The sequence below is a fragment of the Streptomyces sp. NPDC048361 genome, assembly GCF_040651795.1.
Lineage (GTDB): Bacteria > Actinomycetota > Actinomycetes > Streptomycetales > Streptomycetaceae > Streptomyces.
Map to the genome: position 1 here is coordinate 26816 of NZ_JBEZKW010000002.1, position 14827 is coordinate 41642.

Genomic DNA, 14827 nt, shown 5'->3' on the forward strand with positions numbered 1-14827 from the left:
CCCCGAGTGCCAGGCTGAGTCCATGGACGATCTTCTCGAACGGCTGCGTGAGGGCCTCCCGGCGGACGCCGTCATCACCGACCCCGACATCACCGGCTCCTACGCCCACGACATGGCGAGCTTCTGCGCGGCGGGGAGCCCGGCCGTGGTGGTGCTGCCCCGCACCGTCGAGCAGGTCCAGCACGTGATGCGCACGGCCACCGCGCTGCGGGTGCCCGTCGTGCCGCAGGGCGCGCGCACCGGCCTGTCCGGCGCGGCCAACGCCAGCGACGGCTGCGTCGTCCTGTCGCTGGTCAAGATGGACCGCATCCTGGAGATCAACCCGGTGGACCGGGTCGCGGTCGTCGAACCCGGCGTCGTCAACGCCGTACTGTCGCGCCGCGCCCAGGAACACGGGCTCTATTACCCGCCGGATCCGTCCAGCTGGGAGATGTGCACCATCGGCGGGAACATCGGCACCGCCTCCGGTGGGCTGTGCTGTGTGAAGTACGGGGTGACCGCCGAGTACGTACTCGGCCTCGACGTGGTCCTCGCCGACGGGCGGTTCATGAGCACCGGGCGGCGTACCGCCAAAGGCGTCGCCGGGTACGACCTGACCCGGCTCTTCGTCGGTTCCGAGGGCAGCCTCGGCATCGTTGTCAGGGCGGTCCTCGCGCTGCGGCCCGCGCCGCCGCCCCAGCTCGCGCTCGCCGCCGAGTTCGGCTCGGCCGCGGCGGCCTGCGACGCCGTCGTCGCGATCATGGAGCGCGGCCACACCCCGTCACTGCTCGAACTCATGGACCGCACCACCATCCAGGCCGTCAACCGCATGGCGAACATGGGCCTGCCCGAGACCACCGAGGCGCTGCTGCTCGCCGCCTTCGACACGCCCCACGCGGCGGCCGACCTCGCAGCGGTCGGCGCCCTGTGCACCGCAGCGGGCGCCACCGACGTCGTACCGGCCGAGGACGTCGCCGAGTCCGAACTCCTGCTGCAGGCACGGCGGTTGTCGCTCACCGCTCTCGAAACGATCAAATCGGCCACGATGATCGACGACGTCTGCGTGCCGCGCTCGAAGCTCGCAGCGATGCTGGAGGGCACCTCGGCGATCGCCGCCAAGTACGACCTGACCATCGGCGTCTGCGCCCACGCGGGCGACGGCAACACCCACCCCGTGGTCTGCTTCGACGCCGCCGACGAGGACGAATCGCGGCGCGCCCGCGAATCGTTCGACGAGATCATGGCGCTCGGCCTGGAGCTGGGCGGCACCATCACCGGCGAACACGGCGTCGGCGTACTGAAGAAGGAGTGGCTCGCCCGCGAACTCGGGCCGGTCGGCCTTGAGATGCAGCGCGCCGTCAAGCACGCCTTCGACCCGCTGGGCCTGCTCAACCCCGGCAAACTGTTCTGACAGGACCCTGGCATCGGCGCCCCCACCGGCCCCACATCCGCCCCCCACATCCGCCCCCCACATCCGCCCCCCCACATCCGCCCCCCCCACATCCGCCCCCCCCACATCCGTCGCCTCACCCGCCCGCCCCTCACACGCCCTCCTCCGGGCGGGACTCGTCGCAGGGCCAGGGGTCGCGCAGCCACAGCTCGTCGGCGCGGCCCCGTCCGGTGGTCGCCGCGAGCAGCTCGGCGAGGCCGTCGTCGATGCCGAGCCGCTCGGTCTCCGAGCCCGGCGGCACCGCCCGCAGCGTGCGCTCCAGCCACGCGGAGACCTGCACGGCGGGCGCTTCGAGCAGTGCGTCGCCGTCCGGCGAGCTGAGCGCCATCAGGACCACGCTGCGGCCCTCGACCTTCGTCGGCCAGATCCGGACATCGCCGTGGCCGCACGGCCGGAACACCCCCTCAACGAGCAGCTCGCGCGCGAAGGTCCAGTGGACGGGCGTGTCGGAGCCGATGTGGAAGGTGATGTGCACGGCGTACGGGTCGTCCGTGCGATAGGTGAGCCGGGCCGGCACGGGGATGCTGCGCTCGGGCGACAGCACCAGCTTGAGCTCCAGTTCGCGCTCCACCACGGTGTGCATGGGACCCTCTTCTCTTCCGGTACGGGGCCCGGGATCGGGCCGTACCGGATGAGAGCGCGTTCGGCGGCGGTCATGACGCGACTTCGGGAAAGTTTTTCGCCGGCCAGCCAGGCAGGCCCCGCACGCGGTGGAGTACCGGGATCGCCGGCTACCGGGCAGGCCCCGCACGCGACGAAGCACCGGGACCGCCGGCTACGGGGGGCCCGAGCCGCTCAGCCAGGTCGCCCCGTACACCGCGGAGCCCAGCGCGAGTACGGCGACCACGGGCACCGCGCGCGACGCCCGCACCCGCGAGAGGGCGAGCGCCACCGGCAGCAGCAGCGGGAAGGCCGGGAGCAGCAGCCGCGGCTTCGAGCCGAAGTAGCCCGACGAGCAGAGGGCGAGCGCCACCACGATGCCGGTGTAGACGAGCAGCGGAACCGGCTGGCGCCGGCGCACACAGATCCCGTACGCCCCCAGCGCGAGCGCCGTGCCCACGATCAGGCCGATCCCGGCCAGAACCACGGGCCAGCCGTCCAGGTGCGCCACGATGAACTTCGCGTACGCCAGACCTCCGTCGAAGCCGTTGCCCCACTCGGCCTGTACGTCGAGATAGGCCAGCGGGCTGCCGCGGCGCATCCCCACCCACAGGATGAACGCGGCCGCGCCGAGCGGGGCGAGCGCCATCCCGGCGAGCATCCGCGCCCCGATGTGCCGGGTGCGGCGCGCCTCGACGGCGGCGCCCGCCCACAGCGCGGCCGCGACCGCGAGCCCCACCGGGCGGGTGAGCCCGGCGAGCGCGGCGAGGAGCCCGGCCTCGACCCAGCGCCGCCGGGCCACCGCGTACAGCGCCCAGGCGGCGAGTGCCACGAAGAGGGCCTCGCTGTATGCCATCGACTGGACGATCCCGACCGGCACCGCCGCCCACAACGTCACCAGGAGGAGCCCTGCCCGGTGCCCGTAGAGGTGATGGCCGATCAGATACATGCCCCAGGCGGCGACCGGCCCCGCGACCCCGCTCACCAGGAGCCCCGCGTCGCCCGGGCCGAGCGGGCTCACCGCGCCGATCGCCCGCTCCAGCCAGGGAAGCAGCGGGAAGAACGCCTGGTCGGACAGGACGCGGCCGTCCGGCGCGGTCAGCGTGAAGTCGTAACCCGACTCGGCGACCCGTACGTACCAGAGCGAGTCCCAGCGCGCGGAGAGCAGCTCATGGGCGTCGTCGCCGTTGGCGCGCGGCCACACCGCGAGGATCAGCACACCGAGCGCGCGGACCGCCGCGAAGGCCGCGACCGCGGTCCAGGCCCGCCGGAGTGCGGGCGCCTGCGCCTCGGGGCCGCCCACCGGGGTGTCATGACCGGTCAGGCCGGGCCCCACGCGCATCGCTCACTCGCTTTCCTCACCGGCAGGGCCGGGCGCATCAGTTCGATGCCCGACGACTGTACGCACTGGCGCGTCCCACCCGTGCGGCGAGGACCCCGGGGCCGCGCGGCGCCCCACATCGCTCGTACGCGGGCTTCCTGTCCGGCTTCCTCCTAACGGCCGCCCGTTCTTGGTTAGGGTCTCTCCCACGGGCCCCGCCAGGACAAGCGGAGGCGTGTAGTCGGTGCCCGGTCCGGCGGGGTGCCGCGGCGGAGATCAAGTGTGCTGGATCTGAACGGAGTTGGGGACATGGCGACGGTTCCTCCTGACAGCGACGGGAGTACGGCCCGCGAGGGGTATTACCCGGACCCGTCCATTCCCGGATATGTCCGGTACTGGAACGGGGTCTCCTGGGTGCCCGGCACGAGCCGGCCCGCCCCCGCCGCCGGCGAGCAGCCGCCCACCCCGCCGCCGGGCGCCGCCCCCGCTCCGGCCCCCTCGCTCGCCGCCGTGCCCCCGGTCCGCACCGCACCGGCCGAGGAGACCGGACCGGTCTTCCTCGACGAGCCCGAGGCCGCGCCCGCCGGGGCCGCGCACGGGCAGGGCGGGCACGGGCAGGGCGGCCAGGCGCAGCCCGCCTGGCACGCGGACGCCGCCCACCAGTCCGGGTTCGGAGGCGACCAGGACCGCCGCGTCTCCTGGGGCCGGCCGGTCGATCCCCGCGGGCTGCCCGAGACGGACCCCCGCCTCTCCGACTCCCGCCTCCCCGAGGCTCGCCCGTCCGATTCCCGCCTCTCCGATCCCGGCCTCTCCGATCCGCGCCTTCCGGACCCCCGGCGCCCCGAGCCCGCCGGAGCCTCCGACCCGGGGCAGGCGCACTCGGCGCAGCCCCCCGTCGGGCAACTATCCAACCCCGGTCATCCGGCCAACCCCGGGCAGCCGTCACATTTCGGGCAGTCCAACCGCCGGCCGCAGCCCGACCGGCCGCAGCCCAACCACCAGCCGCAGCCCGGCCGGCTCGCCGGGACGGTGCAGCCCGCCGCCGTCGAACCGGCCCCCGCGCGAGCCCAACTACCTTCGGCCGAAGCCCCGTTGGGACCAAGGGCCACCGGCCGCGCGGACGTCTCCTACACGGCGCCGCCCCACACGCCCGCGCCCCAGCCGGCCCCCGCTCAGCCCGCACCGGGGCCCGGTTCGCCGATGGCGGCCGGGCCCGGGGGAGGGGCCGCGTCCTGGGCGCAACAGGTGCACCAGCTCGCACAGCCCGATCCGCAGAGCCATCCGCAGAGCCATGCGCAGGGCCATGTGCAGGGGCAGGGGCACGCACAGGGGCAGGGACACGCGCAGGGACACGGGTCGGCGCAGGAACCCGTCGTGCCGTGGAAGCCGCCCGTCGCCGACCCCTTCTTCGCCGCCGCGCAGGCGCAGGCCGCGGCCCGGCCCGCGGGGCTCGGCAGGCGCCTGATCGCGCGGCTCGTCGACACCGTGCTGCTCGGCGCCCTCGTCGGTGGCCTCGCCGTGCCGCTGCTCACCCAGATCGGTGACCACATCCAGGAGAAGGTCGACGCGGCGAAGCTGTCGGGCCGTACCGTCACCGTCTATCTCCTCGACGGCACGACCGCGGGCTTCCTCGGGATCGTGCTCGGCGCCTTCCTCATCCTCGGCCTGCTGTACGAGGCGCTGCCCACCGCCAAGTGGGGGCGCACCCTCGGCAAGCGGCTGTGCGGGGTGCAGGTGCGCGGCATCGAGTCGTACGAGCCGCCGACGTTCGGCCAGGCCGCGCGGCGCTGGCTGGTCTACGGGGTGCTCGGGCTGCTCGCGGTCGGCGTGGTCAATGTGGCGTGGTGCCTCTTCGACCGCCCGTGGCGCCAGTGCTGGCACGACAAGGCGGCCCGTACGTTCGTCGCGCAGGACTGACGGCGGGCCGGGCCGGCATGAGCACGAAGCCCCCCGAACGGCGTCCCTCCGGTCGCGGAGCTCTCGCGCGCGCGGTGCACTACCGGCATGAGTACCGATCAGCCGCCGCCCGGTCAGCCGCCCGAGGACGACCCGTTCCTCAAGAAGCCGTCAGAGCCTCCGCAGAGCGGTGCTCCCTACGGCGGTTCGCAGCCGCCGCCGGCTGATTCGCCCGACTCGCCCTATGGTTCGGGCCCGCCGCCCGGCGGCGCGGGACCCTATGGCGCTCCGCCCCCGCCCGTCGGAGGAGGCGGCCCGTACGGCGGCGGTGGGGGTGGTCCGTACGGCGGGCCGCCTCCCCCCGGTGGCGGCTCGCCGTACGACAGCGCGCCGCCGCCCTCCGACCCGTACGGGGGTCAGTACGGCGGTGTCGATCCGCTGGCCGGGATGCCGCCGCTCGCCGACTTCGGCAAGCGGTTCCTGGCCCGCTTCATCGACTTCCTCATCATCGCGATTCCGCTCGGCCTGATCGAGTGGGCGACGAGCAACCGGGTCGTCATCTCCACCACCGACAACGGCGACTCGGGCTCCGAGGTGATCAGCAAGGCGTACTCCGGCAGCGGTCTGCTGTGGCTGCTGATCACGCTCGTGGTCTACATCGGCTACGACACCCTGATGGTGGCGAAGTCGGGTCAGACGCTCGGCAAGAAGTGGCTGGGGCTGCGGGTCGCGATGCTCAACGACGGCCGGGTGCCCACCACCAACTCCGCCCTCGCGCGGGCCGCCGTGCTGTGGGCGCCTTTCGTGCTCTGCTGCTACTGCCTGTGGGACATCGTCCTGCTCATCACCATCGTGGCGGACAAGCCGTACCGGCAGGGCTGGCACGACAAGGCCGGCAAGACGGTGGTGGTGGTCTCAACTCCGCAGTGAGTGCTCGCGCGTGACGGCCCGCCGCCGGGGGGCCGGTACCCGCGCCGCGGCAGAACTCTCCACGACGGCCGCACGGTTCACCGATGCCGCATCCGCGGCCGGGGCCGTGCGGCCGTCGGCGTTGGCGGCGTCCGCCCGCGTACGGCGGGGCAGCGGCATGGGGACCGTCACGGCGACGAGGAGGCCGAGCAGGAGCGCGGCGAGCACGATGACCGCCACTCCGACGCCGGACTCGGTGCGGGAGAGCAGCAGCATGGCGACGGTCGAGAAGACGACGGTGGCCGAACCGTAGGAGAGCTGTGCGGCAGTGGGACGCGGCATGGCGTTATCCGTCCTGAGGGTTCGGATAGGGGGTGAGCTGCTCGACCGTTCTCAACCGGCGGCACCCGCCACCGGATCGCACTGCCAAGCGACTCTACGTCGGTCCATGCCCGAGCGGAACTGTTGGTAAGCGTGACCTAACCCACGGTGCCGGTGCACGGGGGGCGCACGGAGTCATTCGGGGACGCGCCCCGGTCCGTATGGCGAGACATGTGCACCTGTTGTCCTGGTCTGTTAGCACACCGGTCATGTTCGGATAGCGGAACTCGCCTTCTGCATAATGTACTTGGCACGAACAAGTCAAGATCTGTCTTTTCTTTGGTAACTCCGGTCCAATGTCGTCACTTGAGACGCGTGTCGTGACCGGAACCAGCCCCTCACCCCCCGGTTCCTGCCGGCCGCGGGGGAGGAAAACATCAAGTGACCAGCAGCAGGAGGGCGGCAAGAGCCGCCGCCGTGCTCGTGGCTCTCGCCACGGCCGGCGCCACGGGCTCGGCCTACGCCACGGCCCAGGCGGACACGAAGGCCCCGGCGGCCGTCCAGCGCCAGGACCCGTCGACGGCCAACGGCCAGGAGCACAACCTCAAGGGCCCCTTCACCGACCAGCAGGCCCAGCAGCGCCAGGCCGCGCTCGAAGGGGTGCTGTCCGGCAAGAAGCAGATCGAGAAGCGCGGCGGCTCCGACGTCGTCAAGCTCAGCGACAAGAAGTACGTCGAGCTCGGCCGGCAGAAGACCGACAAGATCTTCACGATCCTGGTGGAGTTCGGCGACCAGGTCGACAACACCACGATGTACGACCCGGACGGCCCCGACGGCCCCAAGCCGCCGCAGCCCAAGTACGGGGGCACCGCCGGCCCGGCGCACAACCAGATAGCCAAGCCTGACCGGTCGAAGGACAACTCCACGGCCTGGCAGGCGGATTACAACCAGAAGCACTACCAGGACCTGTACTTCGGTACGGGCAAGAACGTCAACTCGCTCAAGACGTACTACGAGAAGACGTCCTCGGGCCGCTACTCGGTCGACGGCCAGGTCACCGACTGGGTCAAGATCCCGTACAACGAGGCCCGTTACGGCTCCAACTACTGCGGCCAGACCAACTGCGCCAACGTGTGGGACACCGTCCGTGACGGCGTCAACGCCTGGGTCGCCGACCAGAAGGCCAAGGGCCAGACGGACGCGCAGATCAAGGCGACCCTGGGTCAGTACGACCAGTGGGACCGCAACGACTACAACAACAACGGCAACTTCAACGAGCCCGACGGCTACATCGATCACTTCCAGATCGTGCACGCCGGCGAGGACGAGTCCGCGGGCGGCGGCGCACAGGCCACCAACGCCCTGTGGGCGCACCGCTGGTACGCCTACGGCACGGACGCGGGCAAGACCGGCCCGGCCAACAACAAGGCCGGCGGCACCCAGATCGGTGACACCGGGATGTGGGTCGGCGACTACACGATGCAGCCGGAGAACGGCGGCCTCGGTGTCTTCGCCCACGAGTACGGCCACGACCTCGGTCTGCCGGACCTCTACGACACCACCAACACCGCCGAGAACTCGGTCGGTTTCTGGTCCCTGATGTCGGCGGGTTCCTGGCTCGGCACCGGCAAGGACTCCATCGGAGACCTGCCGGGCGACATGACCGCCTGGGACAAGCTCCAGCTGGGCTGGCTCGACTACGCCTCGGTGAAGGCGGGTTCGAAGATCACCGCCAAGCTCGGCGTCTCGGAGTACAACACCAAGAACAACCAGGCACTCGTCGTCGAGCTGCCCAAGAAGGAAGTCACCACCACCGTCGTCAAGCCCGCCGAGGGCTCGAAGCAGTGGTGGAGCGGCATGGGTGACAACCTCAACAACACCCTGACCCGCTCGGTCGACCTCACCGGCAAGTCCAAGGCGTCCCTGGACCTTTCGGGCTGGTGGGACATCGAGAAGGACTACGACTTCCTCTACACCGAGGTCTCCACGGACAACGGCGCCAGCTGGAACGCGATCGACGGCACCGCCAACGGCAAGGCCATCACCCGCGACTCCAGCGACAAGCCGGCCCTGACCGACGCGTCGGGCGCGTACCAGAAGCTGTCGTACCCGCTGGACCAGTTCGCGGGCAAGCAGATCCAGCTCCGCTTCCGCTACCAGACCGACGGCGGCGCGGGCGGCAAGGGCTTCACGGCCGACGCGATCACCGTCACCGCCGACGGCACCGCCGTGGTCACCGACGGCGCCGAGGGCGGCGACAACGGCTGGACGGCGAAGAACTTCACCCGCATCGGGGAGTCCTTCACCAACGACTACCCGCAGTACTACCTCGCGGAGAACCGCCAGTACGTCTCGTACGACACGACCCTCAAGGTCGGCCCGTACAACTTCGGCTTCTCCAACACCCGTCCGAGCTGGGTCGAGCACTACCCGTACCAGCGGGGCCTGCTCATCTGGCTCTGGGACACCTCCCAGAAGGACAACAACGTCTCGGCCCACCCCGGCCAGGGCCTGATCCTGCCGATCGACGCGCACGCCAAGCCGCTCAAGTGGGCCGACGGCACGCTGCTGCGCAACAAGATCCAGCCGTTCGACGCGCCGTTCAGCCAGTACCGCACGGACGCCTTCACGCTGCACAAGGCGGACGTGGCGACCAGGATCAAGTCGCAGGCCGGCGTCCCGGTCTTCGACGACCACAACGGCACGTACTGGTACGCCGAGAACCCGACCGGAAGCGTCAAGGTTCCTGACACCAAGACGAAGATCTCGATCGTCGACCAGCCGTGGAACGGCCAGACGATCACGGTGAAGGTCGGAACCTCCACCAAGTAATCGTCAAAGCTGCAGGTCAAAGCATGATCGGCCGTCGCCCTCTAGCGGGGCGGCGGCCGATCGTGTTTAGGTGCGTCCTACGAGTCCTTATTGACAGCGGGTCCAATGCTTCGCCGCGGCGGGTCCCACGCGTCGTCTTGCAGGGGGAGTGGTCCGGCATGCCCGGCGGAGGTTATTGCAAGTTGCCAGGAGGCAGCGTGGTCGTCGCGCTGACCCTGCCGAACCCGGCGGCACCGGGTACCGACGTGCGCGTCCTGGTGCACGCCGTCAACCGGGCGCGCGCCCTGACCAGGCTCCGCAATCTCGGCCTGCGGGCCGTCTATCTGCGCGGCCAGACCGCGCCGCCCACCCTGGACGAGATCACGGCCGTCCTGCACCACCCCGACGGCCTGCTGTGGCGCACGGCCCCGGAGACCACCGAGGAGCTGTGGCACCCGATACGGGCGCTCCTGAAGTAGCCGTCGGCGGCTTTACGTAGCCGTCGGCCGCCTCCACGCCGCGTAGCCATCGGCTATACGACGGGCTTGCCCGACAGCTCGATGCCCGCCGCCCGCATCTCCTCCAGCGCCGCCGACGTCGTGTGCGGCGCCACCCCGGCCGTGAGGTCCAGCAGGACGGTGGTGACGAAACCGGCCCGTACCGCGTCGAGGGCGGTGGCCCGTACGCAGTGGTCGGTGGCGATGCCGACCACGTCGACCTCGGCCACCTGCCGCTCCCGCAGCCAGTCCGCCAGCGAGAGGCCGTTCTCGTCGAGCCCCTCGAAGCCGCTGTACGCCGCCGCGTGGGCGCCCTTGTCGAAGACCGCGTCGATCGCCCCGCAGGCGACGGCCGGCGCGAAGTTGGGGTGGAAGCCCACGCCCTCGGTGCCGGCCACGCAGTGCACCGGCCACGAGTGCTCGTAGTCGGGCGTGTCGGAGAAGTGCGCGCCCGGGTCGATGTGGGCGTCGCGCGTGGCCACCACATGGCGGTAGGCGGATCCGGCGGCCTGGCCCACCAGGTCGGTGATGGCGGCGGCGACGTCGGCGCCGCCCGCGACCGCGAGGGAGCCGCCCTCACAGAAGTCGTTCTGGACGTCCACGACGATCAAGGCGCGGTGCATGGCGGCTGTCCTTCGGTCTGCGGGCCCGGGGCCGGCGGGGGCTGTTCCTTGAGCGTAGAGACTTCGTGCGGCGCACGGCAGGGGGCAAACGGGGGCGGAAATCCCCACCGCCCCCGCCGCGGAGGCACGGCGCCCGCGCTCAGACGTACTCGGTCGGGATGACCGGCTCGCCGCGCGAGAGCTGGCTCGCCGACATCGGCAGCGCCGCCAGCGCGTCGATGTGCCGCTCGCGCGCGGCATCCAGCGGCTCGCGGGCGACCACCGTGCCGCCCTTGACCAGCTCGACCAGGAGCTGGCGCTCGACGAGTTCGGTCGGTACCGCGCCGGTGCCGACGACCTCCGCCTCGGCGATCCCGTACGCGTCCGAGCGGCGCGCGGCCCACTTGCGGCCGCCCATCGACGACTTCGCGCCGAGCGACTTCTTGGCGACCGGGGTCAGCGGGGCCTGGGTGTCGGCGGACTGGGCGCGGGCGACCAGCTTGTAGACCATCGAGCAGGTCGGGTGCCCGGAGCCGGTGACCAGCTGGGTGCCGACCCCGTACGCGTCGACGGGGGCCGCGGCCAGCGAGGCGATGGCGTACTCGTCGAGGTCGGAGGTGACCACGATCTTGGTGCTGGTGGCGCCCAGCTCGTCGAGCTGCTGGCGTACCCGGTGGGCGACCAGGAGAAGATCGCCGGAGTCGATGCGGACCGCGCCCAGCTCGGGCCCGGCGATCTCCACGGCGGTGCGCACCGCCTCGGTGACGTCGTACGTGTCCACGAGCAGGGTCGTGCCGCGGCCCAGCGAGTCGACCTGGGCGCGGAAGGCGTCGCGCTCGGTGTCGTGGAGCAGGGTGAAGGCGTGGGCGCTGGTGCCGACGGTGGGGATGCCGTAGCGGAACCCGGCCGCGAGGTCGGACGTGGTGCTGAACCCGCCGACGTAGGCGGCCCGCGCGGCGGCGACCGCGGAGAGCTCGTGGGTGCGGCGGGCGCCCATCTCGATGAGCGGGCGGCCGCCGGCCGCGGCGGACATCCGGGAGGCGGCGGCCGCGATCGCCGAGTCGTGGTTGAGGATCGAGAGGATCACGGTTTCGAGCAGGACGCACTCGGCGAAGGAGCCCTCGACGCGCAGGATCGGCGAGCCGGGGAAGTAGACCTCGCCCTCGGGGTAGCCCCAGATGTCGCCGCTGAAGCGGTAGGAGGAGAGCCAGCGCAGAGTGGGCTCGTCCACGATGGCGTTCTCGCGCAGGAAGCCGAGCACGCCCGCGTCGAAGCGGAAGTTCTCGACGGCGTCCAGGACGCGCCCGGTGCCGCCGACCACGCCGTAGCGGCGGCCCTCGGGCAGCCGACGGGTGAAGACCTCGAAGACCGAGCGCCGCTCGGCCGTGCCGGCCTTCAGGGCGGCCTGGACCATCGTGAACTCGTACTGGTCGGTGAAGAGCGCGGTCGACGGCACGTCCACCGGCAGACCGAGGTCCGGGGCATTCACAGCGAGCTACCTCGCACTTTCGTCCGGGCCGGGCACACGCCGGCCGGGGGTCCGCGGGATGGCCCCCGGGAGGGGGCATGCGGGGATGCTACCCCGAATACTCGTCACTCTGACGATTTCTAGGGGCCCGTTTGTGCGATGACCGGCCCCGGGTGGCAGCATGGAGGCCGTGGCTGTGTTTTTCGGGGGCGGGCCCCCGAACCCCCGGCAGGCCGCGTTCGCGGGGGACCGATCCACGGCCCCCCGGCAGAAGAGACGAAGGTCGCCCAGAGTCGTGAGCGTTGCCCCCGTAGAGATCGAACGCCCCGAGTCGGCGGAGTCGAGCCTTCCCGTCGCCGAGCCCGACGTGCCCTGGGTGACACTCGTCCATAACGACCCCGTCAACCTGATGAGCTATGTGCAGTACGTCTTCCAGTCCTACTTCGGCTACTCGAAGGACAAGGCCCACAAGCTGATGCTCGACGTGCACCACAAGGGACGGGCCGTGGTCTCCAGCGGCAGCCGCGAGGAGATGGAACGCGACGTGCAGGCCATGCACGGCTACGGACTGTGGGCCACCCTCACCCAGGACCGCGGCTGATGGCCGGGGCCGTGAGCGGCTTCGAGCCGCTGCCCCGCGGCGGCGCGGCGGCCGCGTTCGACGAGGTCGAGATCGCCATCCTGCGCTCGCTCGCCGTCCAGCTGCTCGAACTCGTCGGGCCCGGTGACGAGCCGGCCGAGGACGCGGACCCGCTGGCCGCCCTGTTCGCCGAGGGCCCGAGCGAACCGCCCGCCGACCCGGCGCTCGCCCGCCTGTTCCCCGAGGCGTACGCGAGCGAGGAGAGCGACGAACTGCGCGCCAAATCGGCCGAGTTCAGGCGCTTCACCGAGAACGACCTGCGCGCGCGCAAGCGCAGCGACGCCCTCGCGGTCGTGCACGGCCTGGACGCCCTGACGCCCCAGGGCGACGGCGGCGCCGTCCTCAAGCTGACAGCCGAGGACGCGCGGCACTGGCTCGGCGCCCTCAACGACCTGCGCCTGACCATCGCGACCCGTCTGGAGATCACGGACGAGGACGAGAGCGGCGAGCTGTACCGGCTGCCGGACGACGACCCGCGCAAGCCGATGGTGATGGCCTATCTGTGGCTGGGTGTGTTGCAGGAAACACTCATCGAAACGCTCATGCCCTGACCGATCGACCGGAAGAGGAGCGTTCGCTCAGCGGACGCTCAAATCCGTATAACGATCCTGTTACCCCATCGATCTGCTTTGTCATATTGACGAACCTTTGTCCGCTTCTTCCTGTGATCTGCGCCACAAAGCCCGCTGGGGATCACCCATAAGGCCGTGATAAATCTTCACGACCACCCGGGGACGCCACCCATGTTCCCGGGGGCGCTTCGACCGGCAGACCGCCGGTGGCACTCCATCCACATCCGGGGGGATCAGGACCTGATCCGACGCTTCGTGACGAGGCGGGCGGGTCAGCATGGAGAAAGGCGCACCACCATGACCTCAGCGCAGGTCGACCAGCACGGAGACCGTCCTGCCGGCATTGAGGCCGCGGGGACCGCCCAGGCTCCGGGCGAGGGCTCGGGCGAGGGATACCAGCGGGGCCTCGGGGCCCGGCAGATCCAGATGATCGCGATCGGCGGTGCCATCGGCACCGGCCTCTTCCTCGGCGCGGGCAAGGCCATCTCGAAGGCCGGCCCCAGCCTCATCCTGGCCTACGCCATCGCGGGCCTGGTCATCTTCTTCATCATGCGCGCCCTCGGCGAGCTGCTCATGTACCGCCCGGTGTCGGGCTCCTTCTCGGAGTACGCCCGCGAGTTCGTCGGCCCGTTCTGGGGCTATGTGACCGGCTGGACGTACTGGCTCTTCTGGGTCGTCACCGGCATCACCGAAGTGACCGCTGCCGCCCAGTACATGTCCTTCTGGACCCACAAGAGCTTCCCGCAGTGGGCCTACGCGCTCATCTTCACGCTGGTCCTGTACGCGGTGAACCTCATCTCCGTGAAGCTCTTCGGTGAGCTGGAGTTCTGGTTCTCGATGGTCAAGGTGACCGCCATCGTCGGCATGATCCTGATCTGCGCCGGCATCCTCACCGTCGGCTTCTCCGACGCCGCGGACACCGCCACCGTCGCCAACCTGTGGAGTGACGGCGGGTTCTTCCCCAAGGGCATCGGCGGCACGCTGATGACGCTCCAGATCGTGATGTTCGCCTTCCTCGCCGTCGAGCTGGTCGGTGTGACCGCCGGCGAGTCCAAGGACCCCGAGAAGACGCTGCCCAAGGCCATCAACACCGTGCCGTGGCGCATCGCCGTCTTCTACATCGGCGCCCTGATCATGATCCTCTCGGTCGTCCCGTGGCACGAGTTCCAGCCCGGTGTCAGCCCCTTCGTCGCCGCCTTCCAGAAGATGGGCCTCGGCATCGGCGCGGCCATCGTCAACTTCGTCGTGCTGACCGCCGCGCTCTCCTCCTGCAACTCGGGCATGTACTCCACCGGCCGCATGCTGCGCGACCTCGCGCTCAACGGCCAGGGCCCGAAGGTCTTCACCAAGCTCACCAAGTCCGGCACCCCGCTGGTCGGCACCTCGGTCTCCGCCGCGCTCATGCTGGTCGGCGTGTGGATCAACTACGTGGCGCCCGGCAAGGCCTTCGACTACGTGGTCTCCTTCGCCACCATCTCCGGCATGTGGGCCTGGATCATGATCCTGGTCTGCCAGATCCGCTACCGCGCCAAGGCCGACCGCGGCGAACTGCCGCAGTCCACCTTCCGCGCCCCCGGCGCCCCGTACACCAGCTGGTTCGCACTGCTCTTCATCTTCATGGTCATCGTGATGATGGGCATCGACAAGGACTCCCGCGTCTCGCTGTACTGCGCGCCGCTGTGGGCCCTGATCCTCGGCGTCTCCTACCTGGTCCTCAAGGCCAAGAACCCCGAGAACAAGGCGTTCGCCAAGCGCGCCTGA

At 70.8% G+C, this 14827-nt stretch carries 13 protein-coding genes; 8 read left to right on the forward strand and 5 right to left on the reverse strand.

Annotation, left to right across the window (positions count from 1 at the left end):
- The first annotated feature begins 22 nt into the window (after positions 1 to 22).
- Entirely contained in the window at positions 23 to 1390 is a 1368-nt protein-coding gene (locus tag AB0D31_RS01300; RefSeq protein ID WP_362715325.1) for an FAD-linked oxidase C-terminal domain-containing protein, read from the forward strand.
- A 130-nt stretch (positions 1391 to 1520) separates the two neighbouring features.
- Here the strand turns inward: AB0D31_RS01300 and AB0D31_RS01305 are convergent, their stop codons facing one another.
- Both AB0D31_RS01305 and AB0D31_RS01310 read right to left on the reverse strand, forming a co-directional pair.
- On the reverse strand, positions 1521 to 2012 hold the full coding sequence (locus AB0D31_RS01305) for an SsgA family sporulation/cell division regulator (RefSeq protein WP_362715327.1): 492 nt from the start codon (positions 2010 to 2012) through the stop codon (positions 1521 to 1523).
- A 192-nt stretch (positions 2013 to 2204) separates the two neighbouring features.
- Positions 2205 to 3371, reverse strand: a complete 1167-nt coding sequence (locus AB0D31_RS01310; RefSeq protein ID WP_362715330.1) for a glycosyltransferase family 39 protein — start codon at positions 3369 to 3371, stop codon at positions 2205 to 2207.
- A 288-nt stretch (positions 3372 to 3659) separates the two neighbouring features.
- Between AB0D31_RS01310 and AB0D31_RS01315 the strand changes: the two genes are divergently transcribed.
- Both AB0D31_RS01315 and AB0D31_RS01320 read left to right on the forward strand, forming a co-directional pair.
- Positions 3660 to 5267 carry an RDD family protein gene (locus AB0D31_RS01315; RefSeq protein WP_362715333.1) on the forward strand — a complete coding sequence of 536 codons (1608 nt, stop codon included), beginning with the start codon at positions 3660 to 3662 and terminating at the stop codon, positions 5265 to 5267.
- An 87-nt stretch (positions 5268 to 5354) separates the two neighbouring features.
- Positions 5355 to 6176: an RDD family protein gene (locus AB0D31_RS01320; protein WP_362715335.1), complete on the forward strand. Its 822-nt coding sequence runs from the start codon at positions 5355 to 5357 to the stop codon at positions 6174 to 6176.
- Here the strand turns inward: AB0D31_RS01320 and AB0D31_RS01325 are convergent.
- Complete coding sequence (locus AB0D31_RS01325) at positions 6162 to 6497, reverse strand: hypothetical protein (protein ID WP_362715337.1); 336 nt, start codon at positions 6495 to 6497, stop codon at positions 6162 to 6164. The two genes, AB0D31_RS01320 and AB0D31_RS01325, sit on opposite strands and share 15 nt — an antisense overlap.
- A 420-nt stretch (positions 6498 to 6917) precedes the next feature.
- Between AB0D31_RS01325 and AB0D31_RS01330 the strand changes: the two genes are divergently transcribed.
- Together AB0D31_RS01330 and AB0D31_RS01335 are read left to right on the forward strand one after the other, a co-directional pair.
- Positions 6918 to 9308: an immune inhibitor A domain-containing protein gene (locus tag AB0D31_RS01330; protein WP_362715340.1), complete on the forward strand. Its 2391-nt coding sequence runs from the start codon at positions 6918 to 6920 to the stop codon at positions 9306 to 9308.
- A 158-nt stretch (positions 9309 to 9466) separates the two neighbouring features.
- A complete protein-coding gene (locus AB0D31_RS01335) occupies positions 9467 to 9766 on the forward strand; it encodes a hypothetical protein (RefSeq protein ID WP_328312570.1) in 300 nt (99 codons plus the stop codon).
- 53 nt (positions 9767 to 9819) lie between these two features.
- On the opposite strand, the gene AB0D31_RS01340 is transcribed toward AB0D31_RS01335, so the two are convergent.
- Complete coding sequence (locus tag AB0D31_RS01340; RefSeq protein ID WP_362715343.1) at positions 9820 to 10407, reverse strand: isochorismatase family protein; 588 nt, start codon at positions 10405 to 10407, stop codon at positions 9820 to 9822.
- A gap of 139 nt (positions 10408 to 10546) precedes the next feature.
- Entirely contained in the window at positions 10547 to 11875 is a 1329-nt protein-coding gene (locus AB0D31_RS01345; RefSeq protein WP_362715346.1) for a nicotinate phosphoribosyltransferase, read from the reverse strand.
- Between the two features lie 274 nt (positions 11876 to 12149).
- On the opposite strand from AB0D31_RS01345, the gene clpS reads away from it, so the two are divergent.
- The 3 genes from clpS (at position 12150) to AB0D31_RS01360 (ending at position 14827) form a co-directional block, all read left to right on the forward strand.
- Entirely contained in the window at positions 12150 to 12455 is a 306-nt protein-coding gene (gene clpS / locus AB0D31_RS01350; RefSeq protein ID WP_100578580.1) for an ATP-dependent Clp protease adapter ClpS, read from the forward strand.
- The gene (locus tag AB0D31_RS01355; protein WP_362715349.1) at positions 12455 to 13045 is read left to right on the forward strand and encodes a DUF2017 domain-containing protein; all 591 of its coding nucleotides are present in this window, start codon (positions 12455 to 12457) and stop codon (positions 13043 to 13045) included. Before clpS ends, AB0D31_RS01355 begins: the two co-directional genes overlap by 1 nt.
- Before the next feature lie 318 nt (positions 13046 to 13363).
- The gene (locus AB0D31_RS01360) at positions 13364 to 14827 is read left to right on the forward strand and encodes an amino acid permease (protein WP_362715351.1); all 1464 of its coding nucleotides are present in this window, start codon (positions 13364 to 13366) and stop codon (positions 14825 to 14827) included.

Coding starts and splice junctions, on each gene's coding strand:
- AB0D31_RS01300 (WP_362715325.1), top strand. CDS start 23: ATGGACGATCTTCTCGAACGGCTGCGTGAGGGCCTCCCGGCGGACGCC.
- AB0D31_RS01305 (WP_362715327.1), bottom strand. CDS start 2,012: ATGCACACCGTGGTGGAGCGCGAACTGGAGCTCAAGCTGGTGCTGTCG.
- AB0D31_RS01310 (WP_362715330.1), bottom strand. CDS start 3,371: ATGCGCGTGGGGCCCGGCCTGACCGGTCATGACACCCCGGTGGGCGGC.
- AB0D31_RS01315 (WP_362715333.1), top strand. CDS start 3,660: ATGGCGACGGTTCCTCCTGACAGCGACGGGAGTACGGCCCGCGAGGGG.
- AB0D31_RS01320 (WP_362715335.1), top strand. CDS start 5,355: ATGAGTACCGATCAGCCGCCGCCCGGTCAGCCGCCCGAGGACGACCCG.
- AB0D31_RS01325 (WP_362715337.1), bottom strand. CDS start 6,497: ATGCCGCGTCCCACTGCCGCACAGCTCTCCTACGGTTCGGCCACCGTC.
- AB0D31_RS01335 (WP_328312570.1), top strand. CDS start 9,467: ATGCCCGGCGGAGGTTATTGCAAGTTGCCAGGAGGCAGCGTGGTCGTC.
- AB0D31_RS01340 (WP_362715343.1), bottom strand. CDS start 10,407: ATGCACCGCGCCTTGATCGTCGTGGACGTCCAGAACGACTTCTGTGAG.
- AB0D31_RS01355 (WP_362715349.1), top strand. CDS start 12,455: ATGGCCGGGGCCGTGAGCGGCTTCGAGCCGCTGCCCCGCGGCGGCGCG.
- AB0D31_RS01360 (WP_362715351.1), top strand. CDS start 13,364: ATGACCTCAGCGCAGGTCGACCAGCACGGAGACCGTCCTGCCGGCATT.